Annotated in this window: 27 protein-coding genes and 1 tRNA gene; 10 read left to right on the top strand and 18 right to left on the bottom strand. The window is 61.3% G+C overall.

Features of this window, described 5'->3' with window-relative positions; translation table 11 throughout:
- Positions 1 to 14 precede the first annotated feature (14 nt).
- The 4 genes from I5961_RS23635 to I5961_RS23620 form a co-directional block, all read right to left on the bottom strand.
- Positions 15 to 89: transfer RNA gene (locus I5961_RS23635), tRNA-Gln, on the bottom strand.
- 37 nt (positions 90 to 126) lie between these two features.
- Positions 127 to 978, bottom strand: coding sequence for a 4-(cytidine 5'-diphospho)-2-C-methyl-D-erythritol kinase (gene ispE, locus I5961_RS23630; protein WP_085700895.1), 852 nt, complete (start codon positions 976 to 978; stop codon positions 127 to 129).
- A gap of 3 nt (positions 979 to 981) precedes the next feature.
- Positions 982 to 1599, bottom strand: coding sequence for a lipoprotein insertase outer membrane protein LolB (gene lolB / locus I5961_RS23625; RefSeq protein WP_227233534.1), 618 nt, complete (start codon positions 1597 to 1599; stop codon positions 982 to 984).
- Between the two features lie 3 nt (positions 1600 to 1602).
- Positions 1603 to 3327, bottom strand: coding sequence for a tetratricopeptide repeat protein (locus I5961_RS23620; protein WP_085701810.1), 1725 nt, complete (start codon positions 3325 to 3327; stop codon positions 1603 to 1605).
- Positions 3328 to 3509: 182 nt separating this feature from the next.
- Between I5961_RS23620 and hemA the strand changes: the two genes are divergently transcribed.
- The 6 genes from hemA to I5961_RS23590 all read left to right on the top strand — a co-directional run bounded on the left by hemA (position 3510) and on the right by I5961_RS23590 (position 8868).
- Positions 3510 to 4796 carry a glutamyl-tRNA reductase gene (gene hemA / locus I5961_RS23615; protein WP_085700892.1) on the top strand — a complete coding sequence of 429 codons (1287 nt, stop codon included), beginning with the start codon at positions 3510 to 3512 and terminating at the stop codon, positions 4794 to 4796.
- On the top strand, positions 4793 to 5875 hold the full coding sequence (prfA, locus tag I5961_RS23610; RefSeq protein WP_085700891.1) for a peptide chain release factor 1: 1083 nt from the start codon (positions 4793 to 4795) through the stop codon (positions 5873 to 5875). Before hemA ends, prfA begins: the two co-directional genes overlap by 4 nt.
- Positions 5876 to 6706 carry a peptide chain release factor N(5)-glutamine methyltransferase gene (gene prmC, locus I5961_RS23605; RefSeq protein WP_227233533.1) on the top strand — a complete coding sequence of 277 codons (831 nt, stop codon included), beginning with the start codon at positions 5876 to 5878 and terminating at the stop codon, positions 6704 to 6706.
- Positions 6700 to 7455: a molybdopterin-synthase adenylyltransferase MoeB gene (locus I5961_RS23600; RefSeq protein WP_227233531.1), complete on the top strand. Its 756-nt coding sequence runs from the start codon at positions 6700 to 6702 to the stop codon at positions 7453 to 7455. Before prmC ends, I5961_RS23600 begins: the two co-directional genes overlap by 7 nt.
- The gene (gene murI, locus I5961_RS23595) at positions 7448 to 8239 is read left to right on the top strand and encodes a glutamate racemase (RefSeq protein WP_227233530.1); all 792 of its coding nucleotides are present in this window, start codon (positions 7448 to 7450) and stop codon (positions 8237 to 8239) included. Before I5961_RS23600 ends, murI begins: the two co-directional genes overlap by 8 nt.
- 110 nt (positions 8240 to 8349) lie before the next feature.
- The gene (locus I5961_RS23590; RefSeq protein ID WP_085700887.1) at positions 8350 to 8868 is read left to right on the top strand and encodes an acyloxyacyl hydrolase; all 519 of its coding nucleotides are present in this window, start codon (positions 8350 to 8352) and stop codon (positions 8866 to 8868) included.
- A gap of 56 nt (positions 8869 to 8924) precedes the next feature.
- On the opposite strand, the gene I5961_RS23585 is transcribed toward I5961_RS23590, so the two are convergent.
- The 12 genes from I5961_RS23585 to I5961_RS23530 form a co-directional block, all read right to left on the bottom strand.
- Positions 8925 to 9230: a YkgJ family cysteine cluster protein gene (locus I5961_RS23585; RefSeq protein ID WP_007951707.1), complete on the bottom strand. Its 306-nt coding sequence runs from the start codon at positions 9228 to 9230 to the stop codon at positions 8925 to 8927.
- A 52-nt stretch (positions 9231 to 9282) separates the two neighbouring features.
- The gene (locus tag I5961_RS23580) at positions 9283 to 9774 is read right to left on the bottom strand and encodes a DUF2878 domain-containing protein (protein WP_085701807.1); all 492 of its coding nucleotides are present in this window, start codon (positions 9772 to 9774) and stop codon (positions 9283 to 9285) included.
- Positions 9767 to 11038: an SAM-dependent methyltransferase gene (locus I5961_RS23575; protein ID WP_085700885.1), complete on the bottom strand. Its 1272-nt coding sequence runs from the start codon at positions 11036 to 11038 to the stop codon at positions 9767 to 9769. The genes I5961_RS23580 and I5961_RS23575 overlap by 8 nt, the downstream gene beginning before the upstream one ends.
- Positions 11025 to 11840, bottom strand: coding sequence for a DUF1365 domain-containing protein (locus I5961_RS23570; RefSeq protein ID WP_227233528.1), 816 nt, complete (start codon positions 11838 to 11840; stop codon positions 11025 to 11027). Before I5961_RS23570 ends, I5961_RS23575 begins: the two co-directional genes overlap by 14 nt.
- Complete coding sequence (locus tag I5961_RS23565) at positions 11837 to 13084, bottom strand: NAD(P)/FAD-dependent oxidoreductase (protein ID WP_227233527.1); 1248 nt, start codon at positions 13082 to 13084, stop codon at positions 11837 to 11839. The genes I5961_RS23570 and I5961_RS23565 overlap by 4 nt, the downstream gene beginning before the upstream one ends.
- A complete protein-coding gene (locus I5961_RS23560; RefSeq protein ID WP_085700882.1) occupies positions 13081 to 13863 on the bottom strand; it encodes an SDR family NAD(P)-dependent oxidoreductase in 783 nt (260 codons plus the stop codon). Before I5961_RS23560 ends, I5961_RS23565 begins: the two co-directional genes overlap by 4 nt.
- On the bottom strand, positions 13860 to 14282 hold the full coding sequence (locus tag I5961_RS23555) for a nuclear transport factor 2 family protein (protein ID WP_085700881.1): 423 nt from the start codon (positions 14280 to 14282) through the stop codon (positions 13860 to 13862). The genes I5961_RS23560 and I5961_RS23555 overlap by 4 nt, the downstream gene beginning before the upstream one ends.
- The gene (gene phrB, locus I5961_RS23550) at positions 14275 to 15720 is read right to left on the bottom strand and encodes a deoxyribodipyrimidine photo-lyase (protein ID WP_227233525.1); all 1446 of its coding nucleotides are present in this window, start codon (positions 15718 to 15720) and stop codon (positions 14275 to 14277) included. The genes I5961_RS23555 and phrB overlap by 8 nt, the downstream gene beginning before the upstream one ends.
- A gap of 20 nt (positions 15721 to 15740) precedes the next feature.
- On the bottom strand, positions 15741 to 16682 hold the full coding sequence (locus I5961_RS23545; RefSeq protein ID WP_227233523.1) for a MerR family transcriptional regulator: 942 nt from the start codon (positions 16680 to 16682) through the stop codon (positions 15741 to 15743).
- A complete protein-coding gene (locus tag I5961_RS23540; RefSeq protein ID WP_227233522.1) occupies positions 16682 to 17644 on the bottom strand; it encodes a YbgA family protein in 963 nt (320 codons plus the stop codon). The genes I5961_RS23545 and I5961_RS23540 overlap by 1 nt, the downstream gene beginning before the upstream one ends.
- Before the next feature lie 110 nt (positions 17645 to 17754).
- On the bottom strand, positions 17755 to 17970 hold the full coding sequence (locus I5961_RS23535) for a TIGR02450 family Trp-rich protein (protein ID WP_227233520.1): 216 nt from the start codon (positions 17968 to 17970) through the stop codon (positions 17755 to 17757).
- Positions 17967 to 18953: an NAD(P)/FAD-dependent oxidoreductase gene (locus tag I5961_RS23530; RefSeq protein WP_007951687.1), complete on the bottom strand. Its 987-nt coding sequence runs from the start codon at positions 18951 to 18953 to the stop codon at positions 17967 to 17969. Before I5961_RS23530 ends, I5961_RS23535 begins: the two co-directional genes overlap by 4 nt.
- 197 nt (positions 18954 to 19150) lie before the next feature.
- Here I5961_RS23530 and I5961_RS23525 point away from each other — a divergent pair, with 197 nt between their 5' ends.
- Together I5961_RS23525 and hemH are read left to right on the top strand one after the other, a co-directional pair.
- Positions 19151 to 20053, top strand: coding sequence for a TIGR01777 family oxidoreductase (locus I5961_RS23525; RefSeq protein WP_227233519.1), 903 nt, complete (start codon positions 19151 to 19153; stop codon positions 20051 to 20053).
- A gap of 13 nt (positions 20054 to 20066) precedes the next feature.
- Positions 20067 to 21092: a ferrochelatase gene (hemH, locus tag I5961_RS23520; protein ID WP_085700875.1), complete on the top strand. Its 1026-nt coding sequence runs from the start codon at positions 20067 to 20069 to the stop codon at positions 21090 to 21092.
- Positions 21093 to 21175: 83 nt separating this feature from the next.
- Here the strand turns inward: hemH and I5961_RS23515 are convergent, their stop codons facing one another.
- Together I5961_RS23515 and upp are read right to left on the bottom strand one after the other, a co-directional pair.
- Positions 21176 to 22450 carry a uracil-xanthine permease family protein gene (locus tag I5961_RS23515; protein WP_085700874.1) on the bottom strand — a complete coding sequence of 425 codons (1275 nt, stop codon included), beginning with the start codon at positions 22448 to 22450 and terminating at the stop codon, positions 21176 to 21178.
- Between the two features lie 2 nt (positions 22451 to 22452).
- Positions 22453 to 23091: a uracil phosphoribosyltransferase gene (upp, locus tag I5961_RS23510; RefSeq protein ID WP_011335903.1), complete on the bottom strand. Its 639-nt coding sequence runs from the start codon at positions 23089 to 23091 to the stop codon at positions 22453 to 22455.
- 165 nt (positions 23092 to 23256) lie between these two features.
- On the opposite strand from upp, the gene I5961_RS23505 reads away from it, so the two are divergent.
- The gene (locus I5961_RS23505; protein WP_085700873.1) at positions 23257 to 23814 is read left to right on the top strand and encodes a hypoxanthine-guanine phosphoribosyltransferase; all 558 of its coding nucleotides are present in this window, start codon (positions 23257 to 23259) and stop codon (positions 23812 to 23814) included.
- A gap of 183 nt (positions 23815 to 23997) precedes the next feature.
- Positions 23998 to 24477: a hypothetical protein gene (locus I5961_RS23500; protein ID WP_227233517.1), complete on the top strand. Its 480-nt coding sequence runs from the start codon at positions 23998 to 24000 to the stop codon at positions 24475 to 24477.
- The last annotated feature ends 2 nt before the right edge of the window (positions 24478 to 24479 follow it).

The following is a 24479-nucleotide window of genomic DNA, read 5'->3' as shown; positions in this document are numbered from 1 at the left end:
TGAGTATAGGAAAATGGCAGGGGCGGCTGGATTCGAACCAACGCATGGCAGGATCAAAACCTGCTGCCTTACCGCTTGGCGACGCCCCTGTATCTGTTGCTTGCAAGTGCCGGGCACTTGGTTCCTTTAGAGCAGACTTTGCAGCTTGCGATGCAACATCGAAACGTTGCTTCCTTTTGCTACAAACCCTGTAAGGGTCTCTGTCAGAAGGGCCGAGACTTTATCAGCTTCAGCTTTGCTTGGGAAGCCCCCAAACACACAACTTCCAGTTCCGGTGAGTTTTGCTTCAGTAAAATTACCTAGCAAATTCAATGCGTTACGTACTTCTGGATAACGCCTTGCGACCACCGGCAAGCAGTCATTTCGACTGTTTCCCTCGGGAACGGGGCGCACTTTAATGGGCGGCGTGTTACGTGTCAACAATGGATCTGAAAAAATTTCTGCCGTACTAACAGAGACTTGCGGAACGAGTACAACGTACCACGGTTCGGCAGGCTCGACCGGGGTCAGTTTCTCGCCAACACCTTCGGCAAAAGCCGCATGGCCACGCACGAACACCGGCACGTCGGCGCCCAGCGTCAGGCCCAGTGCAGCCAGGCGATCCTCATCCCAGCCCAATTGCCACAAATGATTGAGCCCGAGCAGGGTGGTGGCCGCGTTCGAGCTGCCGCCACCGATGCCGCCGCCCATCGGCAGGATCTTGTCGATCCAGATATCGATGCCGAGCGAGCAGCCGGATTGCTCCTGAAGTTTTTTCGCCGCGCGCACGATCAGGTTGCTGTCGTGGGGAACACCCTCGAATTCGGTGTGCAGGCGAATCACGCCATCGTCACGCACGGCGAAGGTGATTTCGTCGCCGTAGTCGAGAAATTGAAAAAGCGTCTGCAACTCGTGATAACCGTCTTCACGGCGACCGAGGATGTGCAGCATCAGGTTGAGTTTGGCTGGCGATGGCAAAGTGAGGCGTGGAGCGGTCATGCGTTATTGCCCCAACTTGCGCGGTTGCCAGGTCTTGATGACCAGCGTCACGTCCAGATCGGCGCCGTGCAGCTTGATCCGCTCGGGCAGCCAGTAACCGTTCTGTTCGGCATAGCTGAGGTATTGGACCTGCCAGCCATCCTGATCCAGATTGGCCAGACGACTGTTTCCGTCCAGGGTCAGGCGGCTTTTGCTGTCCGGTGCCGGGAGGCCGCGAACCCACCAGGCCAGATGCGAGACCGGCAGTTTCCAGCCCAGTTGTTCCTCGACCAGCGCTTCCGGTGTCGGCGCTTCATAACGGCCCTGATTCGCCACTTCCAGCGACACCGCGCCCGGACGGCCGGTCAAACGCGCCGCGCCACGACCCAGCGGGCCGGACAGACGGATGTCGTAGTAATCCTGACGTTGCAGCCAGAACAGCGTGCCGCTGCCCGAATCTTTCGGGGCGCGGATGCCGATCTTGCCGTCGATCTGCCAGCCATCAAGGCCGGTCAATTGCTGTTTGTGCTCGCGCCATTGGCCAGGATTGCCGTGGCCTTCGACCGATTCACGGGCGCCGAAGCCCGCGCAACCGGCGAGCAGGGCGATGAAGCTGAAAACTATGACGTGGCGCAAAAACATGAGTTAAAGAGTCTCGGATCCGGTCAGGCGCTTGATGGTGCTGCGCAGGATGGTGCTGTCAGGCTGGTCCTTGAGGAACTTGCCCCAGATTTGTTTCGCTTCGCGCTGCTTGCCCTTGGTCCACAGCACTTCGCCCAGGTGCGCGGCGACTTCGTGATCGGGGAAGCGCTCGAGGGCCTGACGCAGGTATTTCTCGGCGTCTTCCAGATTGCCCATGCGGAAGTTCACCCAGCCGAGGCTGTCGAGCACCGCCGGGTCTTCCGGGTTGATCTGGTGGGCCTGCTCGATCAGCGCCTTGGCTTCAGCGTAGCGGGTGGTGCGGTCGGACAGGGTGTAGCCGAGGGCGTTGAGGGCCATGGCGTTGTCCGGATCTCGCTTGATGATCAGGCGCAGGTCTTTTTCCATCTGCGCCAGGTCATTGCGTTTTTCCGCCTGCATCGCGCGGGTGTAAAGCAGATTCAGATCGTCCGGGTACTGCTGCAACGCTTGTTGCAGGACTTTCCAGGCCTTGTCGCCCTGATTGTTGGCGGACAGGGTTTCGGCTTCGATCAGATACAGCTGGATTGCGTAATCCGGCTGCTCGTCACGCTCGGCGGCCAGCTTGCTCTGGGCTTCGGCGGTCTTGCCGTTGTTCATCAGAATATCGGCCTGACGCAATTGCGCCGGCAGATAGTCATTGCCGGGGCCAACCTGGGCGTACTCGATGAGCGCGCCTTGCGGGTCGTTGCGTTCTTCGGCGATGCGCCCCAGGTTCAGGTGCGCCGAATCGACATGACTTTCCCGGGCGATCAGGTCTTCCAGATAACCCTTGGCCTCGTCCCAGGCCTTGGCTTCCAGGCAGACCAGCGCCAGCGAGTAACGCAGTTCGTCGTCTTCCGGGTATTGCTGAACCAGGGTGGAGAACTCGACCTTGGCGTCGTCCATCCGGTCCTGTTCCACCAGCATCCGTGCGTAGGTCAGGCGCAGGCGCTTGTCGTCCGGATACTTCTTGATGCTCTTTTGCAGCAGTGGCAGCGCTTCGTCGCCGCGGTTGAGCCCTTGCAACAGGCGTGCGCGCAGCAGGATCGGGGCGATCTCGCCGTCTTCCGGCGGATTGTCTTCGAGCAGGGTCAGCGCGCCTTGGGTGTCGCCGTCCTGCTGCATCAGCAGGGCCTTGCCGAAAATCAGCTGATTGTTGTTCGGGTGACGCTGCAACAGGCGGTCGAAACTTTTCATCAGGCCGTTGCGGGTTTCCTGATCGGTGTCGGCAGCCGACAGCGCGAGGAAGTCGAAATGGGTGTCGCCCTTGCCCTGCAGGACTTTCTCCATATAGACCATCGAGTCGTCATAGCGCCCGGCGCGGGCCAGTTGCACGGCGGCTGCGCGTTGCGCTTCGAGGTCGTCCGGGGCGTTTTTCGCCCAGATCAGCGCCGTATCGAGGGCCGGCTGGTCGGCGCCCAGGTACTCGGCGATGCGGAACGCGCGCTCGGAAACGCCTGGATCCTGGGTGTTGATGGCCTGGGTCACGTAGTTGTCCAGGGCAATGTCGAAACGATTGCGCTGGCCGGCGAGTTCGGCAGTCAGCAGGCTGAACACCGTTTCCTGGCTGAACGAGCTGTAAACCTTGGGCTTTTCAGGAGCCGGCGTGGTGTCTTCGACCGGTGAGGCACCGTCCTGCGAAACGGGGGCCAAGGCCTGGCAGCCGCTGAGGAAGACAAAAGCGAGGAGCAACGCGGAAGATCTATTCATATAGGAAGAGGACGACTAACCTGCGGTCGGATCATCATGACACAAGCCTTCGGCCAAACATAACCGAGTCTCGATTGTGGCCATTACAGGGGCCGACAATTGGGACAATAGTCAGCGGTAGTTGTTCTGAATCTGACGAAGTAGGACAATTGCCGGCTTCACGTCACCATCAGCGACCTTGAATGGCCTTCCTTGCACTCGGTATCAACCACAAGACTGCTTCAGTAGACGTCCGCGAGCGCGTGGCCTTTACCCCTGAGCAGCTGGTGGAGGCCTTGCAGCAGCTCTGCCGACTCACCGACAGCCGCGAAGCTGCGATCCTCTCCACCTGCAATCGCAGCGAGCTGTATATAGAACAGGATCAGCTTTCGGCCGATATCGTGCTGCGCTGGCTGGCCGACTATCACCATTTAAGCCTCGATGAGCTGCGCGCGAGTGCTTATGTGCACGAAGATGATGCGGCAGTTCGTCACATGATGCGCGTCGCCTCCGGGCTCGACTCGCTGGTGCTGGGCGAACCGCAGATTCTCGGCCAGATGAAATCGGCCTACGCCGTGGCCCGCGAGGCCGGCACCATCGGGCCGCTGCTCGGGCGTCTGTTCCAGGCGACCTTCAATGCCGCCAAGCAAGTGCGTACCGACACCGCCATCGGCGAAAACCCGGTGTCCGTGGCGTTCGCCGCGGTCAGCCTGGCCAAACAGATTTTCAGCGACCTGCAGCGCAGCCAGGCCCTGCTGATCGGCGCCGGCGAGACCATCACCCTGGTCGCCCGCCATCTGCATGACCTCGGGGTCAAGCGCATCGTGGTCGCCAACCGGACGCTGGAACGCGCCAGCCTGCTGGCCGAGCAGTTCGGTGCCCACGCGGTGTTGCTCTCGGACATCCCGGCCGAACTGGTGCGCAGCGACATCGTGATCAGTTCTACCGCCAGTCAGTTGCCGATCCTCGGTAAAGGCGCTGTGGAAAGCGCGCTGAAGCTGCGCAAGCACAAGCCGATCTTCATGGTCGACATCGCCGTTCCCCGTGACATCGAGCCAGAAGTCGGCGAGCTCGACGACGTTTACCTCTATAGCGTCGACGATCTGCACGAAGTGGTCGCCGAAAACCTCAAGAGCCGTCAGGGTGCAGCCCAGGCCGCCGAGGAGATGGTCTCGGTCGGTGCCGACGACTTCATGGTGCGTCTGCGCGAGCTGGCAGCGGTCGATGTGCTCAAGGCCTATCGTCAACAGAGCGAACGCCTGCGCGACGAGGAGCTGCAAAAGGCCCTGCGCCTGCTGGCCAACGGCGGCAACGCTGAAGACGTGCTCGGGCAATTGGCCCGTGGCCTGACCAACAAACTCCTGCACGCCCCGAGCGTACAGTTGAAAAAGCTTTCTGCCGAAGGCCGCCTCGATGCGCTGGCCATGGCTCAGGAACTCTTTGCCCTCGAGGGCTCACCGGATAGCTTTTCGGATAAAAAACCGCAATGAAAGCGTCACTGCTCAATAAGCTGGACATCCTCCAGGACCGTTTCGAGGAACTGACCGCGCTGCTCGGCGACGCCGAAGTCATTTCCGACCAGGCCAAATTCCGCGCCTATTCCAAGGAATACGCCGAAGTCGAGCCGGTGGTCGAAGCCTATAAAAAGCTGCTCAGCGTACAAAGCGATCTTGAAGGCGCGCAGGCGCTGCTCAAGGACAGCGACCCGGACATGCGTGAAATGGCCGTGGAAGAAGTCCGCGAAGCCAAGGAACTGTTGATTACGCTGGAATCCGACCTGCAACGCATGCTGCTGCCCAAGGATCCCAACGACGGGCGCAACGTGTTCCTCGAAATCCGCGCCGGCACCGGTGGCGACGAGGCGGCGATCTTCTCCGGCGACCTGTTCCGCATGTACTCGCGTTACGCCGAACGACGTGGCTGGCGCGTGGAAATTCTCTCGGAAAACGAAGGCGAACATGGCGGCTATAAAGAAGTCATTGCCCGGGTCGAGGGCGACAACGTCTACGGCAAGCTGAAGTTCGAGTCCGGCGCTCACCGCGTACAGCGCGTGCCGGCCACCGAATCCCAGGGCCGGATCCACACCTCGGCCTGCACCGTGGCGGTGCTGCCTGAGCCGGACGAGCAGGAAGCGATCGAGATCAACCCGGCGGACTTGCGCGTCGACACTTACCGTTCCTCCGGGGCCGGTGGTCAGCACGTCAACAAGACCGACTCGGCGATCCGCATCACTCACTTGCCGACCGGCATTGTGGTCGAGTGCCAGGAAGAACGTTCCCAGCACAAGAACCGTGCTCGGGCGATGGCCTGGCTGTCGGCCAAGCTCAACGACCAGCAGACCGCTGCGGCGGCCAACGCCATCGCCAGCGAACGTAAATTGCTGGTGGGTTCCGGTGACCGCTCCGAGCGTATCCGCACCTACAACTTTGCCCAGGGCCGGGTGACCGACCATCGCGTCAACCTGACCCTGTATTCCCTCGACGAAATCCTCGCCGGTGGCGTCGAAGCAGTGATTGAGCCGTTGCTGGCCGAATACCAGGCCGACCAGCTCGCAGCGATAGGTGAGTAAATGACCATCATCGCCAGCCTGTTGCGCGCCGCCGAACTGCCGGATTCGCCCACCGCGCGTCTGGACGCCGAACTGCTTCTGGCCGCCGCGCTGGGCAAGTCGCGCAGTTTTCTTCACACCTGGCCCGAGCGCATCGTGCCCAGCGAAGCCGCACTGGTCTTCGCCGAGTACCTGCAACGTCGTCGCAGTGGTGAGCCGGTGGCTTATATTCTGGGCCAGCAGGGTTTCTGGAAGCTCGATCTGGAAGTCGCCCCGCACACGCTGATCCCGCGCCCGGACACCGAACTGCTGGTGGAAGCCGCGCTGGAACTGCTGCCGGCAACCCCGGCCAAAGTGCTCGATCTGGGCACCGGCAGCGGGGCGATTGCCCTGGCCTTGGCCAGCGAGCGCCCGGCGTGGCAGGTCGCCGCCGTGGATCGGGTGCTGGAAGCCGTGGCCCTCGCCGAGCGCAATCGCCAGCGCCTGCACCTGAACAACGCGACGGTACTGAGCAGTCACTGGTTCAGTGCCCTCGAAGGCAAGCGTTTCGAGTTGATCATCAGCAATCCGCCGTACATCCGCGCCGCCGATCCGCATCTGGTGGAAGGCGACGTGCGTTTCGAACCGGAAAGCGCCTTGGTGGCCGGCGTCGACGGGCTCGACGATCTGCGTCTGATCATCGCCCAGGCGCCAGCCCATCTGGAGGCCGGTGGCTGGCTGATGCTCGAACACGGCTATGATCAAGCCGAAGCCGTGCGCGATCTGCTGCTGACCCAAGGTTTCGAAGAAGTCCACAGCCGCACCGATCTGGGCGGCCATCAACGGATCAGCCTGGGGCGTCTGCCGTGCTGAATGATCAGGAATTGTTGCGCTACAGTCGGCAGATCCTGCTGCAACACATCGACATCGATGGTCAGTTGAAGCTCAAGGACAGTCGGGTGTTGATTGTCGGCCTCGGTGGTCTCGGTGCGCCGGTTGCCTTGTATCTGGCGGCGGCGGGTGTCGGTGAGTTGCACCTGGCGGATTTCGACACGGTCGATCTGACCAATCTGCAACGCCAGATCATCCACGACACCGACAGCGTCGGTATGACCAAGGTCGACTCGGCGCTCAAGCGCCTGAGCGCGATCAATCCCGAAATCAAACTGGTGCCCCATCGCCAGGCGCTGGACGAGGATTGCCTCGCCGCAGCCGTGGCGGCGGTGGACTTGGTGCTCGACTGCTCGGACAACTTCTCCACCCGCGAAGCGGTCAATGCCGCCTGCGTGGCCGCGCGCAGGCCTTTGGTCAGCGGCGCGGCGATTCGCCTCGAAGGACAGCTTTCGGTGTTCGATCCACGTCGCGCCGATAGCCCGTGCTACCACTGCCTGTACGGTCACGGCAGCGAAGCCGAACTGACTTGCAGCGAAGCCGGAGTGGTCGGGCCGCTGGTGGGTCTGGTCGGCAGCCTGCAAGCGCTGGAAGCCTTGAAGTTGCTGGCGGGGTTCGGTGAGCCGCTGGTGGGCCGTCTGCTGTTGATCGATGCATTGGGCTCGCGTTTCCGTGAACTGCGGGTCAAGCGCGATCCCGGTTGCAGCGTCTGTGGTTCGCAGCATGCGTGAAGCGCCGATCGCCGTATTCGATTCCGGCGTCGGTGGTGTATCGGTGCTGGCGGAAATCCAGCACCTGCTGCCGAATGAGTCGCTGCTGTACCTCGGCGACTGCGGCCATATTCCTTATGGCGAGAAAACCCCTGAATTCATCCGCCAGCGTTGCAGCGTGATGGCCGGTTTTTTCCGGGAGCAGGGCGCCAAGGCGCTGGTGATCGCCTGCAACACTGCGACCGTGGCCGGCGTCGCCGATCTGCGCCGGGATTTCCCCGAGTGGCCGATTGTCGGCATGGAGCCGGCGGTCAAACCGGCCGCTGCTGCCACTCGCAGCGGGGTGGTGGGGGTACTCGCCACCACGGGCACCTTGCAGAGTGCGAAATTTGCGGCGCTGCTCGACCGCTTCGCCACGGATGTGCGGGTCATCACTCAACCGTGCCCCGGACTGGTGGAGCTGATTGAAAGCGGCGATCTGCACAGTCCCCAGTTACGAGCCTTGCTCAAGCACTACGTCGATCCACTTCTCGCCAACGGATGCGACACGATCATCCTGGGCTGCACCCACTATCCGTTTCTCAAACCGATGCTCAAGTCGATGATCCCCGAGAGCATCAGCCTGATCGATACGGGCGCGGCGGTAGCGCGGCAATTGCAACGGTTGCTGGCCGAGCGTGACCTGCTCGCCGAAGGGCCGAACCGGCCGGTCAGATTTTGGACCAGCGCCGACCCCGCGTCTTTGCGCAGCACGCTGGTGCTGTTGGGGCAGGTCGCCGGCGAAGTCGAAAAATTCACCTTGTAAAAAAATGTGAAATATCTAAAAAGTCAGCTGAACTTCTGACCAAGCGCAGATTTCTATAGCGCAGAGTGACCTAGAAAACCAAACGATCGTTCCGAAAAGGAAGTTTCAACGTGAAGCGACTATTCTGCTTGGCCGCGATTGCGGCTGCACTGATGGGGCAAAGTTTTACCGCACAAGCTGCTGGCGTCGAGTTTGCAGTGGGTGGTACCAGCGATTCGACGATGACTTATCGCCTGGGTATGAATTTCGATTGGGACAAAAGCTGGCTGCAAAGCGACGTCGGTCGTCTGACCGGTTACTGGAGTGGCGCCTACACCTACTGGGAAGGTGACAAGACCTCCAGCAACAACAGCCTTTCGTTCTCGCCGGTATTTGTGTACGAGTTCGCCGGTCAATCGGTCAAGCCGTATGTCGAGGCGGGGATCGGCGTGGCGCTGTTTTCCAACACCGAGTACGAAGACAACAAGCTCGGCGGTTCCTTCCAGTTCGAGGACCGTATCGGTTTCGGCCTGCGCTTCAATGGCGGGCATGAGGTGGGGATCCGTGCGACGCACTATTCCAACGCCGGTCTGAGCAGCGACAACGACGGGGTTGAAAGCTACGCACTGCATTACACGATGCCGCTGTAAACCTCGAAAGTTAAGCCCAGGAAAAAAGGAGCGCTCAGCGCTCCTTTTTTTTGTAATCAGCGATACGCCGTGGCAATACCCTGGCGCTCATCGATGCATTCCGGCGCGCCCATTTCAAACTCGCGGCAGATCAGCGGGCGCTTCTCGTAGATCGTACACATCATCGTGTCGCGATCCAGCGCCGCGCACCAACCGTCGTCCAGACGCAGCATCACTTCACCACCCCAATCGTCGGTATCGATAAAACGCTCGGGTACGCCGGTGTCGGTGATCAGCATCACTTCGAGCTGACAACAGCAGGCTGCGCAGGTCGAGCAGGTGACCTCGGGCTCGGCGATTTGCCGATGGGGAATGGTTTTCATGGCGCCAGTGTACGGCAGTGACCGGCGACCGTGTGAAAGGCCTGACAGGCGTTCAGCGCGCCAGCCGCCGGGACAATTGGTGCAGCAGCGGAAACAGCAACGCCCACAGCAGCGCGATGCCAATCAGGCTGGGGAGTTCACCGAAAGGAAATTGCACGCCGGCCAGTCGTCCGCCGGCGCCATAGGACAGCGCGCCCCCTGCCGCGCCAAGCAGACTGGCCAGCCACCACGGCCGTGCGCTCCATTGCAGGCAATGACGCAACGTCGTGGCAAACAACGCCCACAGCAACATCAGCCACAGCGGAATCAGTGGCGACATATCCTTGAACTCGAAAACCCCGAGGCCGCGCAGCGCGCTGTCCACCGCCGTGCCGATAATCACCACGCTGAGGATCAACCGGCCTTCATCCGCCCAACTGCTGATCCAGCGCAGATGAACCACCAGTACCATCAGCGCCAGTAGCAACCACAAACTGTTACCGCCGAGCACGCAGGCCAGCCAGCCGATCTGGAACAGGGCTGCGTTGGCCAACCGCTCAAGCATCGAACCGGCCCAGCAAAGGCGCGGTCATGGCCGCCGGTTTGGCCAGCACCAGTTGCGCGGTGCCGATGGTGCGTTCGAGGAATCCGCCCTCGCAATAACACAGGTAGAACTCCCACAGCCTGAGGAAGTAATCGTCATAGCCCAGCTCGGTCAGACGCCCGTGAGCCTGCCGAAAATTCTCGTGCCACAGACGCAGGGTGCGGGCGTAGTGCAGGCCGAAATCTTCCATGTGCAACAGATTCATGTCGGTGTCGCGGCTGACGATCTCGAGCATTTTCTGCACGCAGGGCAGGGCGCCGCCGGGAAAAATGTAACGCTGGATGAAGTCCACGCTACGGCGCGCCTGCTCGTAGCGCTGTTCGCGGATAGTGATCGCTTGCAGCAGCATCAGGCCGTTGCTCTTGAGCAGGTGTGCGCACTGTTTGAAGTAAGTCGGCAGGAAGCGGTGGCCGACCGCTTCGATCATCTCGATCGACACCAGTTTGTCGTACTGGCCGGTAAGGTCCCGGTAGTCCTTGAGCAACAGCGTCACCTGATCCTGCAAGCCGAGGCGTTCGATACGGGCGGCGGTGAAGGCGAACTGCTCCTTCGACAGCGTGGTGGTGGTGACTTTGCAGCCGTAACGCTGCGCCGCGTACAGCGCCATGCTGCCCCAGCCGGTGCCGATTTCCAGCAGATGGTCGTCGGGCTTGAGCGCAAGCTTCTGGCAGATCCGCTCCAGTTTGTTCAGTTGCGCCTGCTCCAGGCTGTCGTCCGGGCGGAGAAACTGCGCGGCCGAGTACATCATGGTCGGGTCGAGAAACTGCTCGAACAGGTCATTGCCGAGGTCGTAATGAGCGGCGATGTTTTTCTGCGAGCCCTTGCGCGTATTGCGATTGAGCCAGTGCAGCCCGCGCACCAGCGGGCGACTGAGCCGGGCCAGGCCACCTTCCATTGCGTCGAGCACTTCAAGGTTGCTGACGAAGACCCGCACCACTGCCGTCAGATCCGGCGAGCGCCAGTAACCATGAATAAAGGCCTCGCCGGCACCAATCGAACCATTGCTCGCGACCAGGCCCCAGGCGGCGGGATCCAGCACCTGAATTTCCCCCACCAGCGCGCTGCCCGGCGTACCGAAGACGTGACGTTCGCCGTCCTCGATGACGATCAGTTGGCCCTGTTTGAGCTGCTCCAACTGGCGCAGTACTCCCCGGCGCAGCAGCGAACTGCTCAAACCGTGGGGGCTGAACAGGCTGGCTTTGGCCGAGACGCTAGTGGATTTCATGGTGGCGTTCCTTGGTCGGTACGGTGGCGGTTCGAAAATGGTCGTCGGCGCGCTGGTGGTCATACACCGGGGTGCGCTTGAGCAGCAGGCGCAATGCTTGCCAATAGATCGCCAGCGCGGTCTTGGCGGTCATCCAGGGAAAGCGCCACAGGTGTTGATGTAATCGGCGCCGATCAAGGGTTTCGCGGCGCAGATTGAGGGTGGCGTCGAACAGTTTTTGCTCGCCTTGCCAGTCGGCCATGTGCACGCCCAAGGTCTGCGCGGCGGGGCTGAAACTCATGCGGTATTCCAGATCCGGCGGCAGGAATGGCGACACATGAAACGCCTTGGCCACCGCAAAGTGCTGGTGAAAGTCCTGCAGGTTGGTCGGTGCTCGGGCCGGCAGCACGTAGTGATAACGCTCGCGCCACGGGGTGTTGCTGACTTCGCAGAGAATCGCCGCCAGTTGACCGTCGGCCTCGTGGCAATAGAAAAAACTCACCGGGTTGAACGAAAGGCCCCAGCTGCGCGGTTGGGTCAGCAGGCAGATAGAACCTTTTGGCGCATGGCCCAAGGCTTCGCCCACCAGTTGCCGAACCGCATCGCTCAGGCGCACGCCCCGGCCGGTGAAAGTTTTCAGGTAGTCGGTTTCGCGAAACGAAAACGCTGCAAAGCGGCTGGAACCCGCCAGTGGGGACAGGCCCAGCACCGCCTCCTGTTCAGCCAGATCGAGGTACAGCATGCCGATCCGGTAACGGAATTCATGGCGGCGCGGAGCAAATCGCCGATGGGCGATCCAGCCACTGTAGAGCGCGCTGTTCACAGGCTTTCTCCGAAAGCGGCGGCGACGCGCAAGGCGCTGACCACGCCATCTTCATGGAAACCGTTGGCCCAATAGGCACCGCAATAATGTGTGTGCTGCGAGCCGTCGATTTCGGCCCAGCGTTGTTGCGCCGCCACGGCTGCAAGGCTGAATTGCGGGTGGGCGTAGGTGAAGCGCGCGAGCACCTTGGACGGGCTGATGCCGGCGCTCTGGTTGAGGCTGACGCAGAACGTGGTGTCGCTCTGGATGCCCTGCAGAATGTTCATGTCGTAGGTCACGGCAGCCCGGGTATGGCCAGCACCGCCGAGGCGATAGTTCCAACTGGCCCAGGCCCGTTTGCGTGTGGGCAGCAGACGGGTGTCGGTGTGCAGCACCACTTCATTGTCGGCATAGGGCAGGGCATGGAGGATTGCCCGTTCTTTATCGTCAGGATTTCCCAGCAGTCGCAACGCCTGATCGCTGTGGCAGGCCAGCACCACTTTGTCGAAACGTTCGATGCCGGCGGGGCTGTGGATAACCACGCCGTGCGCATCGCGATCGATCCGGCCTACCGAGCAGTTCAGGCGGATGCGCTCCTTAAACGACGCGGTCAGCGGCGCGATGTAGGCACTGGAGCCGCCCTCGATCACCTGCCACTGCGGCCGGTTGCTGATCGACAGCAACCCGTGATTCTCGAAAAAGCGCACGAAGAACTGCAACGGAAAATTGAGCATCTCGGCCATCGGCATCGACCAGATCGCCGCCCCCATCGGCACGATGTAATGCAGGATGAAGCGCTCGCCGTAACCGCCAGCCTTGAAGTAGTCGTCGAGGGTGGTGTCGGCGGCGATTCGCTGCTCGGCAAGGTCGCGCCGGGCTTCTTTATTGAACCGCAGGATGTCACGCAACATGCCCCAGAATCCGGGCGACAACAGATTGCTGCGCTGGGCGAACAGGCTGTTCAGGTTATTGCCGTTGTATTCCAGGCCGGTGTCGGGATCGTTCACCGAAAAACTCATTTCGGTAGGCTTGAACGCCACGCCCAACTGGCCGAGCAAACGAATGAAGTTGGGATACGTCCAGTCGTTGAACACGATGAAGCCGGTGTCCACTGCGTAGTCGCGTCCGTCCACGGTCACCGGCACCGTGTGCGTGTGACCACCGACCCGGGCGTCGGCTTCGAACACGGTGATTTCATGTCGACGAGCGAGCAGATACGCGCAGGTCAAACCGGCGATGCCGCTACCGACGATGGCGATTTTCATGTTGCATCCCTGAGCGGCGGGTTGCTGCGCACCATGCGTTTGCCAATCGCCAGTTGTACGCGCGCGGGCATTTTCGACAAGGGCCACAGGGCGGCGATGAACAGCGCCGGGAAAGCGATCTCCAGCGGGCGATCCTTCAGTTTGGCGAAGATATGCCGCGCGGCTTTTTCCACAGGCCAGCTGAGCGGCATCGGAAAATCATTCTTGGCGGTCAGCGGTGTGTCGACGAAACCAGGGCTGATTACCGTGACGTCAATGCCTTCGTCGGCGAGGTCGATACGCAGGGATTCGAACAGATAACGCAGCCCGGCCTTCGATGCGCCATAGGCTTCGGCGCGGGGCAGCGGCACATAAGTCACCGAGCTGGCCATCCCCACCAGATGCGGCGCCGTACCTTTGCGCAGCAAGGGCAGGGCGGCTTCGATGCAATAGCTGCTGGCAAGCAGGTTGGTGCGCACCACGTGTTCGATGATCGTGGCGTCGAACTGACGAGCGTCGACGTATTCGCAAGTGCCTGCGTTGAGGATGACCGAGTCCAGCGCCCCCCAGTCGTGTGCGATCTGTTCGCCGATCTCGCGCACGGTCTGGCTGTTGGTCAGGTCGCCGGGTACCACCAGCACCTGTCCCGGATAACGTTGCGACAACACCTTGAGCGGCGCGACCTGGCGGGAACTGACCGCCAGATGTGCGCCGGTCTTGAGGATTTCTTCTGCCAATGCTGCACCAATGCCACTGCTGGCGCCGGTCAGCCAATAACGCCGTGGAGCTGTACGACTCATCCCAATCTCCTTTTCAGCCAAGCGATCACTCGGCCCAATACAGGTAAATGTTCATAAAGCAGCGCTCCGGCATCGAAGTAATCCCGGTGGCGGTAAACCTTGTCGCTCCAGAGCAAATGTGAGCAGCCGGCGACGCGGATCAGCTGCCCGCCGCTCAGACGCGGGTGGCGGTAGCTCATGACCCAACGCAAATAACCTTCGCCGTCGCCGATCTGGTCGAATCCGTGGAAATCGAAGCGCAGTTCGTTGACGTTGGCGTACAACTCGCTGAAATAACCGCGCAAGTTCGTCAGCCCCTGCACTTCATGCAGTGGATCGGTGAAATGAATGTCTTCGCTGTACAGTTCGTTCAGGTTTCGCAGGTTGTCTTTGTTCAACTGTGCGAACCGCTGGGCAAAACCGCGCAGAAATTCACTCATCGCTCTCTCCTTGCGGCGATCGCGACGGCAGGTTCTTGAAGGCTGCCAGCGCCCGTTCCCGTGATGCACCCAGATTGACGATCGGCGCCGGATAGTCCGCCACGCCGAACAGCCCGCCGGCACTGGCCGGGTCGTGGACTTCTTTCTTGTTCAGCCCGGCCAGCTCCGGCAGCCAGTGCTTGATGAACAAGCCTTCGCTGTCGAATTTTTCCGACTGGCTGACCGGGTTGAAGATGCGGAAGTAAGGCGCCGAATCGGTACCGGTCGAAGCACTCCACTGCCAGCCGCCGTTGTTGGCGGCCAGGTCGCCGTCGATCAGGTGGCGCATGAAGAAACGCTCGCCCTCGCGCCAGTCGATCAACAGGTTCTTGGTCAGAAACATTGCCACCACCATCCGCAGGCGGTTGTGCATCCAGCCGGTTTCCAGCAGTTGGCGCATGGCCGCGTCGATGATCGGCAAGCCGGTGCGGGCCTCTTGCCAGGCGGCCAGGTCCTCGGGGGCGTCGCGCCAGGCCAGGGCTTCGGTTTCCGGGCGGAATGCGCGATGCCGTGAAACCCGCGGATATCCGACGAGGATGTGTTTGTAGAACTCGCGCCACAGCAGTTCGTTGATCCAGGTGACAGCCCCGACCTTGCCGCTTTCGAATTCGCCCTGATTGCTTTGCAGGGCGGCGTGCAGGCATTGGCGTGGCGAAATCACGCCAGCGGCCAGATAGGCCGAAAGCTGGCTGGTGCCGGGTTTGGCTGGAAAGTCGCGCTCGCTCTTGTAGTAATCGATCTGCGCATCGGCGAACGTGTCGAGGCGCCGTCGGGCCTCGACTTCACCGGCGGGCCACAGGCTGCGCAGGGATTCGTCGGGTGTCGGGAATCCTTCGATGGCTTGCGGAACGGTGTCGCTGGCGATGTTCAGCGCCGATTGTTTGCCCGGCGCTTGTTTGAGCGAAGGCATCGAGCGGTGCAGGCGTTCGTAGCAAACCTTGCGGAACTGGCTGAACACCTGAAAGTAGGTACCGGTCTTGGTCAGAACGCTGCCTGGCTTGAACAGCAATTGGTCGAGGTAGCTGTGGAAGGTTATGCCTGCCGCTTGCAACGCCTCGGCGACGGCGGCATCGCGACGGCTTTCGTGGATGCCGTATTCCTCGTTGACGTGCACTGCCTCGATCTTCAGCTGCCGGCACAGTTCGAGCAGCACGTCGGGTGCCTGATCCCAGTGAGGCGCGGTGCGGATCAGGAGCGGGATGTTCAGGTCGCCCAGGCTTTTGCTCAGCTCGCGCAAATTGCGCAGCCAGAAATCGACCTTGCACGGCGCGTCGTCATGTTCCTGCCATTGCTGCGGGCTCAACAGATACACGGCCACGGTCGGGCCACGCTCGGCGGCGGCCGCGAGGGCGGTGTTGTCGTGTTGGCGCAGGTCGCTGCGCAGCCAGATCAATTGCATGTCGGTCTCTGCCTGAATCACTAAATCAACCCACGCTGAATGAGTACCCGATGCGCCGAAAGAGGGTCCTCGGCCAGGAGCAGGTCAGCGATTTCGGAAGTTCTTGCGGACAACTCGGCGTGGTGAATGCACACCGTTGGTCCGGCAATCAGTTTTGGGCAGTTGATGCCATTCAACAGTTTCGGCAGCTGCGCAAGGCTCAGGGCTTTGCTGGAATACAGCAGGACGCCACGGGCTTGCAGGGTATCGGTTGCCAGCGCCAGCTCTCCGGCAGGCAGCGGCCAGTCAAACACCTGCACCGGGCAATCGGCGCTGCTGATCAGCCAGGCGCAGAGCCACAGGTGCGGTTCCAGTGGCAGATCCGACTGATTGACCAGCAGCAGCGGCGCGGTGCGCAACTGACGATTGTTATGGTAGATGCGCGCGCCGAATTTGCTGCGCAACCAGGCAAAAAAGAACACGCGCTCCATCTGCGCGCCAAACTGGCCTTGCCAGCGCTGTTCGAGATCGCCCAGCAGCGGCAGCAGCAATTGCTCGCACAGGGTGCGCGGCGGGTACAGCGCCATCGCCTGGTTGATGCAGTCGTCGAGGCTGCGCTCGTTCAGGTGAGTGACTGCCAGAAGGGCGGCCTGGCGCAGCGGATGCCATTCGTTCTCCACCGGTTCGTTGAACGCCTGCGCCGTGTCGAGCAATGGTTTGACCTGGCTAACCGCAACGCCCCGGTTGAGCCAGGTGAGGATGTTCTGGATCCGCTGCACATGGTCGGCGCTGTACAGGCGATGGCCCTTGGGCGTGCGGTGCGGAACGATCAGCCCGTAGCGGCGTTCCCAGGCGCGCAGGGTCACGGCATTCACGCCGGTCTGGCGTGCGACTTCTCGAATCGGCAGCCAGCCTTCGTCGAGGGCTTTCTTGAAGTCAGCGCCGAGGTCTTCACGGGCGCTGGTGTCGAGTGAGTCGTTCATCAAATGGCGTTTCGCAGGCTGAGGTTTTCCGGATGCGGTTGCAGGTACACCTGCTGCGCAATGTAGGGATCCGGGTGGAGGCGAAAGTGATGCTTGAGCAACGTCAGCGGCACCACCAGGGGCACGATGCCGTGCCGGTACTGACCGATGATGTGTTGCACTTCCTGTTTTTCTTCGGGGCTGATGACCTGCTTCAGATAGCCACTGATGTGCTGCAGGACGTTGCTGTGGGTGCGGCGGGTGGCGCATTTCTTCAGCGCCGCCATCAGTTCGCTGAAATAGCGTGGGCCGAGCTCGATCGGGTCGGTCCGGCCCATGTTGCCCAGCAGACTGCCCAGCGCCTTGTATTGCACCGGGTTGTGGGCCATCAGCAGGTATTTGTAGCGCGAGTGAAAGTCGGTGAGGGCGCGGCGGCTCAAGCCTTGCTTGAGCACTTGCTGCCATTCGCGGTAGGCGAGTACGCGGGTGATGAAATTTTCCCGCAGCACCGGATCGTTAAGACGCCCGGCTTCTTCCACCGGCAGGTCCGGGTGCTGTGCACAGAACGCGTCGGCGTAAATGCCGCGCCCGCCGCCATTCACCGGTGCGCCGTTGGCGTGGTAGACCTTGACCCGCTCCAGTCCGCAGGATGGCGATTGCTGCATGAAGATGTAGCCGCAGATGTCACTGAGCTCGCCGGCCATTTTCTCGCCGTAAGCGGCCAGTGGCTGAGTGACATTGATCGCTGGATTGACGGTGCCGACCGCTTCAGGCCGGGCGGGGTCGCCCACCAGCCGGATCGGCTCGCGAGGAATTCCCAGGCCGATCGCTACTTCAGGACATACCGGAACGAATTCAAAATGCTCGGCCAGGGTGCGGCTGCACAGCCGCGACTCCTTGTGGCCACCGTTGTAGCGAACTTCGGCCCCCATCAGGCAGGCGCTGATGGCGATTTTTGGCAGGGACGTCGATGAGTCGGACATGCAGCAACCTCGAATCTGAACCTGTACAGACGAGTAAATCTGTACAACATTCTTCAAGCATAGATTCAAAGGTGTACAAGTCAAATGGTTTGTACAAGTTTATGAGTTTTTCAGCTCCAGCCCATTTTCCAGCGTGAATCATCTTGCAGAGCATGCCAGTCGCATTGCTCGGTACGCCGGGTCAGCACTGCCTGCAACTCGATTTCCAGCACCGTGCCGTCCTCGTCGCGGAACAGTTCGGTCACCAGAAAATGCTTTTCACGGTTTTGCGGGTGGGCTGCTGTCCATTTCGACAGCAGCAATTTGCGCGGATTGATGCGATTCACTGCAGGTGTTCGTGCAAGCGTCTTGCCGCCTCCTGACCACTGAGCCAGGCCCCTTCGACGCGACCCGACAGGCACCAGTCGCCACAGGCGTACAGGCCCAGATCGGCGTCGGCCAGGGTGCCCCATTCATGGCTGCTGGCCGGGCGGGCATAGAGCCAGCGGTGGGCGAGGCTGAAGGTCGGGGCCGGCATGGCGCTGTGCAGCAATTCGGCGAAGGCGCCGTGCAATTGTTCGATCACCGCTTCCTTGGGCAGGTCGATGTGTTGTCGGCTCCAGGCGCTGGTGGCGTGCAGGACCCAGGTATCGCACGTGGTGTCGCGGCCAGGTTTGCTGCGGTTGCGGGCCAGCCAGTCGAGTGCGCTGTCCTGGACGAAGCAGCCTTCGATCGGCGTATCCAGCGGCGTGTCGAAGGCCAGGGCGACGGCCCAGGTCGGGTCCATTTTCACCCCGGCAGCGGCACCGGCGAGTTTCGGCGCAGCGGCCAGCAGGGCAGTGGCCTGCGGCGCCGGCGTGGCGATCACCACATGGCTGAACGGCCCATGGGTAAAGCCTTCGGCGTCCTGCAGATGCCAGTGTTCTTCGCCGCGATAGACCTCAGTGATCCGGCAGGCGAAATGCACTTCCAGCCCATCGAGCAGTCCCCGGGTGATGGCGCTCATGCGCGGCGTGCCGACCCAGCGGGTCTGTTCGTCCGGTGACAGATTCAACTGCCCGCCGTGAAAGGTGTAGAGCTGCGGGGCCCATTCGGCGACCCAGCCTTTGCTTTGCCAGCGCTGAACTTCAGTCACGAAGCGCCGATCACGGGCCGTGAAGTATTGCGCGCCCATGTCCAGAGAGCCTGCGTCGCTGCGTTTGCTCGACATGCGTCCGCCGCTGCCGCGGCTTTTATCGAACAACTGAACGGTATGCCCGGCATCCGTCAGGGCCTGGGCGGCGGAGAGTCCGGCGATGCCGGTGCCAATGATTGCGATAGGTACAGTCATAGGGGCCTCGTTTACCTTTCTGTACAGACTACGCCGTCGATGAAACCTGTACAATTTTGTTTTTTGGTATAACTTCCAGCGTTCTGGTTCTGACAGCTTGGCCTATGGTTAAACAATAGAGCCTGCCCGATAGAAAAGATCCCTGTTTATAAAAATAGACTAGTGATCGGGGTAAAACGCCACGCGAGGAAGAAGTCATGCACATATTGCTGACCGGCGGTACTGGATTGATCGGACGTCAGCTTTGCCGGCACTGGTCCGGGCAGGGGCATCGCCTGACAGTCTGGAGTCGTCGTCCGGAAAAAGTCGCGAAAATCTGTGGCGCCCAGGTGCGTGGAATCGCGCGTCTGGAGGACCTTGGCGATGAGCCGGTCGACGTGATCGTCAACCTCGCCGGCGCGCCGATTGCCGACCGGCCATGGACCCATCGACGCAAGGCGCTGTTGTGGAGCAGCCGGATCACGTTGACCGAATCGTTGCTGGCGTGGCTGGAAAATCGCGGGCAGAAACCATCGCTGCTGATCTCGGGTTCTGCCGTGGGTTGGTATGGTGACGGCGGCGAGCGCGAGTTGACCGAAGACTCGCCACCGGTGATCGATGATTTCGCCAGCCAGTTGTGCATCGCCTGGGAGGAAACCGCGCAGCGCGCCGAAGCGATGGACATTCGCGTGGTGCTGGTGCGCACCGGGCTGGTGCTGTCGGCCGAGGGCGGCTTTTTGTCGCGCCTGCTGCTGCCGTTCAAGCTTGGGCTGGGCGGGCCTTTGGGCAACGGTCGGCAGTGGATGCCGTGGATTCATATCGATGACCAAATCGCCCTGATTGATTTTCTTCTGCACCGCAATCAGGCGAGCGGTCCTTATAATGCGTGCGCGCCGAACCCTGTGCGCAATCGCGAATTTGCCAGGACGCTGGGCAGCGTGCTGCACCGCCCGGCGTTCATGCCGATGCCGGCCCTCGCCTTGAAGGTCGGGCTCGGCGAGATGTCATTGTTGTTACTGGGTGGCCAACGGGCCACGCCGAAACGCTTGCTGGAAGCGGGATTCACTTTCCGGTTCACGGATTTACGCGCGGCCCTGGATGATCTTTCCGGCCGCCTCTGAAATAGGACGTTGCATGACCGATCACGCCTTGCTTCTGGTCAACCTGGGTTCGCCGGCCTCCACTTCGGTGGCCGACGTGCGCAGCTACCTCAATCAATTTTTGATGGACCCATACGTGATCGACCTGCCGTGGCCGGTACGACGTCTGCTGGTGTCGCTGATCCTGATCAAGCGCCCCGAGCAGTCGGCCCATGCCTACGCCTCGATCTGGTGGGAGGAAGGTTCGCCGCTGGTGGTGCTCAGCCGTCGTCTGCAACAGCAGATGAAGGCGCAGTGGACTCACGGCCCGGTTGAGCTGGCCATGCGTTACGGCGAGCCGTCGATCGAGACAAGCCTGTTGAAGCTGGTCGCGGCGGGTCACAAACGCATTACCCTCGCACCGCTTTATCCACAGTTCGCCGACAGCACCACGACCACGGTGATCGAAGAGGCCAGGCGCGTGCTGCGCGAGAAGAAGCTCGATGTGCAACTGTCGGTGTTGCAGCCGTTCTACGATCAGCCGGAATACCTCGACGCGCTGGTGGCGAGCGCCAAGCCGCACTTGCAGCAGGATTACGATCACCTGTTGCTCAGCTTCCACGGTTTGCCGGAGCGGCACCTGACCAAGCTCGACCCGACCGGCAATCATTGCTTCAAGAATGAAGATTGCTGCAAAAACGCTTCGGCTGCCGTCTTGGCCACCTGTTATCGCGCCCAGTGCCTGCGCACGGCGGCGTTGTTTGCTGAGCGCATGGGGCTGCCGGACGGCAAGTGGTCGGTGTCATTTCAATCGCGGCTGGGCCGGGCGAAATGGATCGAACCCTACACCGAAGCGCGCCTGGATGAACTGGCCAAAAGCGGCGTGAAGAAGATTCTGGTCATGTGCCCGGCGTTCGTTGCCGATTGCATCGAGACCCTGGAAGAGATCGGCGATCGCGGCAAGGAACAGTTCCGAGAGGCGGGGGGAGAGGAGTTGGTGCTGGTGCCATGCCTGAATGATGACCCGCAATGGGCGAAGGCATTGGCAACGCTGTGCGAACGGGCGCCACTGGCCCTTTGATGATCGTCGATGATTGATCGTTCCCACGCGTGGGAACGATCAGTGTGGGGTGATCCGCGTGGGAACGATCTTGAAGCTAGGGCTTAGATCAGCGGCTCATCCGCTTTCTTCTGCTTCCAGCCGTCATTGCCCGGCAGCAGCAGGTTCAGCGCAATCGCCACCACCGCGCACAGCGCGATGCCTTTGAGGCCGAAGTCGTCGGGACCTGTGCCGGTGCCGACCAGCACACCGCCGATACCGAACACCAGGGTCACCGAAACGATCACCAGATTGCGCGCCTCGCCCAGGTCGATCTTGTGACGGATCAGGGTGTTCATCCCCACCGCCGCAATCGAACCGAACAGCAGGCACAGAATCCCGCCCATCACCGGTACCGGAATGCTTTGCAGCAGGGCCCCGAACTTGCCGATGAACGCCAGGGCGATGGCGAAGATCGCCGCCCAGGTCATGATTTTCGGGTTGTAGTTCTTGGTCAGCATCACCGCGCCGGTCACTTCCGCGTAGGTGGTGTTTGGCGGACCGCCGAACAGGCCGGCTGCGGTGGTGGCGATGCCGTCACCCAGCAGGGTGCGATGCAGGCCCGGCTTCTTCAGGTAGTCGCGACCGGTCACGCTGCCGACTGCAATCACGCCGCCGATGTGTTCGATGGCCGGGGCCAGCGCCACCGGGACGATGAACAGGATCGCCTGCCAGTTGAATTCCGGTGCGGTGAAGGCGGGCAGGGCGAACCACGGTGCCGCGGCAATCTTCGCGGTGTCGACCACGCCGAAGTAGAAGGACAGGGCAAAGCCCACCAGCACGCCGGAAATGATCGGCACCAGACGGAAGATTCCCTTGCCGAACACCGCCACGACCAGCGTGGTCAGCAGCGCCGGCATCGAGATCATCATCGCGGTCTGGTAATGGATCAGCTCCGAACCGTCGCCGGCCTTGCCCATCGCCATGTTCGCGGCAATCGGCGCCATGGCCAGGCCAATGGAGATGATCACAGGGCCAATCACCACCGGCGGCAGCAGACGGTCAATGAAACCGGTGCCTTTGATCTTCACGGCAAGGCCGAGGAAGGTGTAGACGAAACCGGCCGCCATCACGCCGCCCATGGTCGCGGCGAGGCCGAACTGGCCCTTGGCGAGAATGATCGGGGTGATGAAGGCGAAGCTCGACGCCAGGAATACCGGCACCTGACGCCCGGTGACGATCTGGAACAAAATCGTGCCCAGACCTGCGGTAAACAGTGCCACGTTCGGGTCCAGGCCCGTGATCAGTGGCATCAGCACCAGGGCGCCGAAAGCCACGAACAGCATCTGTGCGCCGGACAGCACCGTGCGCCAGAGCGGATCGTTAAACTCTTGCTGCATGCTTACGCGTCCTTCTGCTTGGTGCCGAAAATCTTGTCACCGGCATCGCCAAGCCCAGGAATGATGTAACCGTGCTCGTTGAGTTTCTGATCGATGGACGCGGTGTAGATGATCACGTCCGGGTGAGCCTGCTCGACAGCGGCAATGCCTTCCGGCGCGGCCACCAGCACCATCGCGCGGATGTCCTTGCAACCGGCCTTCTTCAGCAGGTCGATGGTCGCAACCATGGAGCTGCCGGTGGCGAGCATCGGGTCGATGATCATCGCCAGGCGTTCGTCGATTTCCGGAACCAGTTTTTCCAGATAGGTATGGGCCTGCAGGGTTTCTTCGTTACGGGCAACGCCGACGGCGCTGACCTTGGCGCCCGGGATCAGGCTCAGCACACCTTCGAGCATGCCGATGCCGGCACGCAGGATCGGCACGACGGTAATCTTCTTGCCGGCGATTTTCTCGACCGACACCGTGCCGCACCAACCTTCGATATCGTAGGTTTCCAGCGGCAGGTCTTTGGTAGCTTCATAGGTCAACAGGGCACCGACTTCCTGAGCGAGCTCACGGAAATTTTTGGTGCTGATGTCTGCACGGCGCATAAGGCCAAGTTTGTGACGGATCAGCGGATGGCGGATCTCTTGGATGGACATGGGGAAAGGCTCCGGCGGCGGGCAAAAAAACCGGCCTAGATTAATCTATCCGAGGGTGATGTCCTATAGGACATACAGTACGTTAGTCCACAAATGCTTGATTCGGCTCCGGTTGATGCGTACCTTTGCCCGCTTTTCCGAAATCCGTCCCCCCTGGAGAGCGCCATGTCCGCTGATCTCGAGCATATCCGTCAAATCATGCGAGAGGCTGACTGCCTGTACACCGAAGCTGAAGTCGAGGCTGCCATTGCCCGCGTCGGTGCACAAATCAACGAACAACTGGCCGACAGCAACCCGGTGGTGTTCTGCGTGATGAACGGCGGCCTGATCTTCTCCGGCAAACTGCTGACTCATCTGCAGTTCCCGCTGGAAGCGTCCTACCTGCACGCCACCCGTTATCGCAACGAAACCAGCGGCGGCGACCTGTTCTGGAAAGCCAAGCCGGAAGTCTCGTTCATCGACCGCGACGTGCTGATCATCGACGACATCCTCGACGAAGGTCACACCCTGGGCGCGATCATCGACTTCTGCCGTCACGCCGGCGCGCGCAAAGTGCACACCGCCGTGCTGATCGACAAGGACCACGACCGCAAGGCCCGTCCTGACCTGAAAGCCGACTTCGTCGGCCTGCCGTGCGTTGACCGCTACATCTTCGGTTACGGCATGGACTACAAAGGCTACTGGCGCAACGCCAACGGGATCTTCGCCGTCAAAGGCATGTAATTGCGGGTAACCCCCGATCCCTGTGGGAGCGGGCTTGCCCGCGATGGCGGATTGTCTGACACATTGATGTCGGATAGATCGACGCTTTCGCGGGCAAGCCACGCTTCCACAGTTGTTTTGCGTGTGCTGATCCATCCGCAATACCCATGCTAGAGTGCTCGGCCCCGCCCCCCGGAGCCTGTCATGAGCCTTTTGATCCGCAGCTGCGCCGCCCTGTTGCTGACCCTCAGCCTGCCTTTGGCCGCCGCCCCGATGCACAGCCAGTTCCTGCCGCCGGACGACCTGACCCTGCGCGATGCCGAACCCGAGCAGCAGCAACTGTTGCAGGTCACCGATTATTCGGTCGTCGTGGGCGCCCAGCGTCAGTCCAATCAGCAGCCGATCCCGGTGACCTCGCCGCTGATGATCCGCCTCAAGGGCAAGTTCCTGAACAAGGGCGCGACGATCAATCAGGTGCTGGTCAACTTCGATGGCGAAAGCAAAAGCCTGAAAAAACCGGTGTATGACGACAAGAGCAAGACGCTGACGCTGTTCTATCCGCTGGCCCAGTACCGGGTAATCATCGACCTGCTGCGCAATGACACCGTGTACGTGCAGTTCCTCAGTTACGCCAACGGCCACATCTGGGCCGATTTGCACACCGGCAGCACGCGCTCGCGTTGAGC

The organism is Pseudomonas sp. IAC-BECa141, assembly GCF_020544405.1.
Classification (GTDB): Bacteria; Pseudomonadota; Gammaproteobacteria; order Pseudomonadales; family Pseudomonadaceae; genus Aquipseudomonas.
Note: the sequence above shows the minus strand (reverse complement) of the source record. Positions and strands in the feature narration are given on the sequence as shown.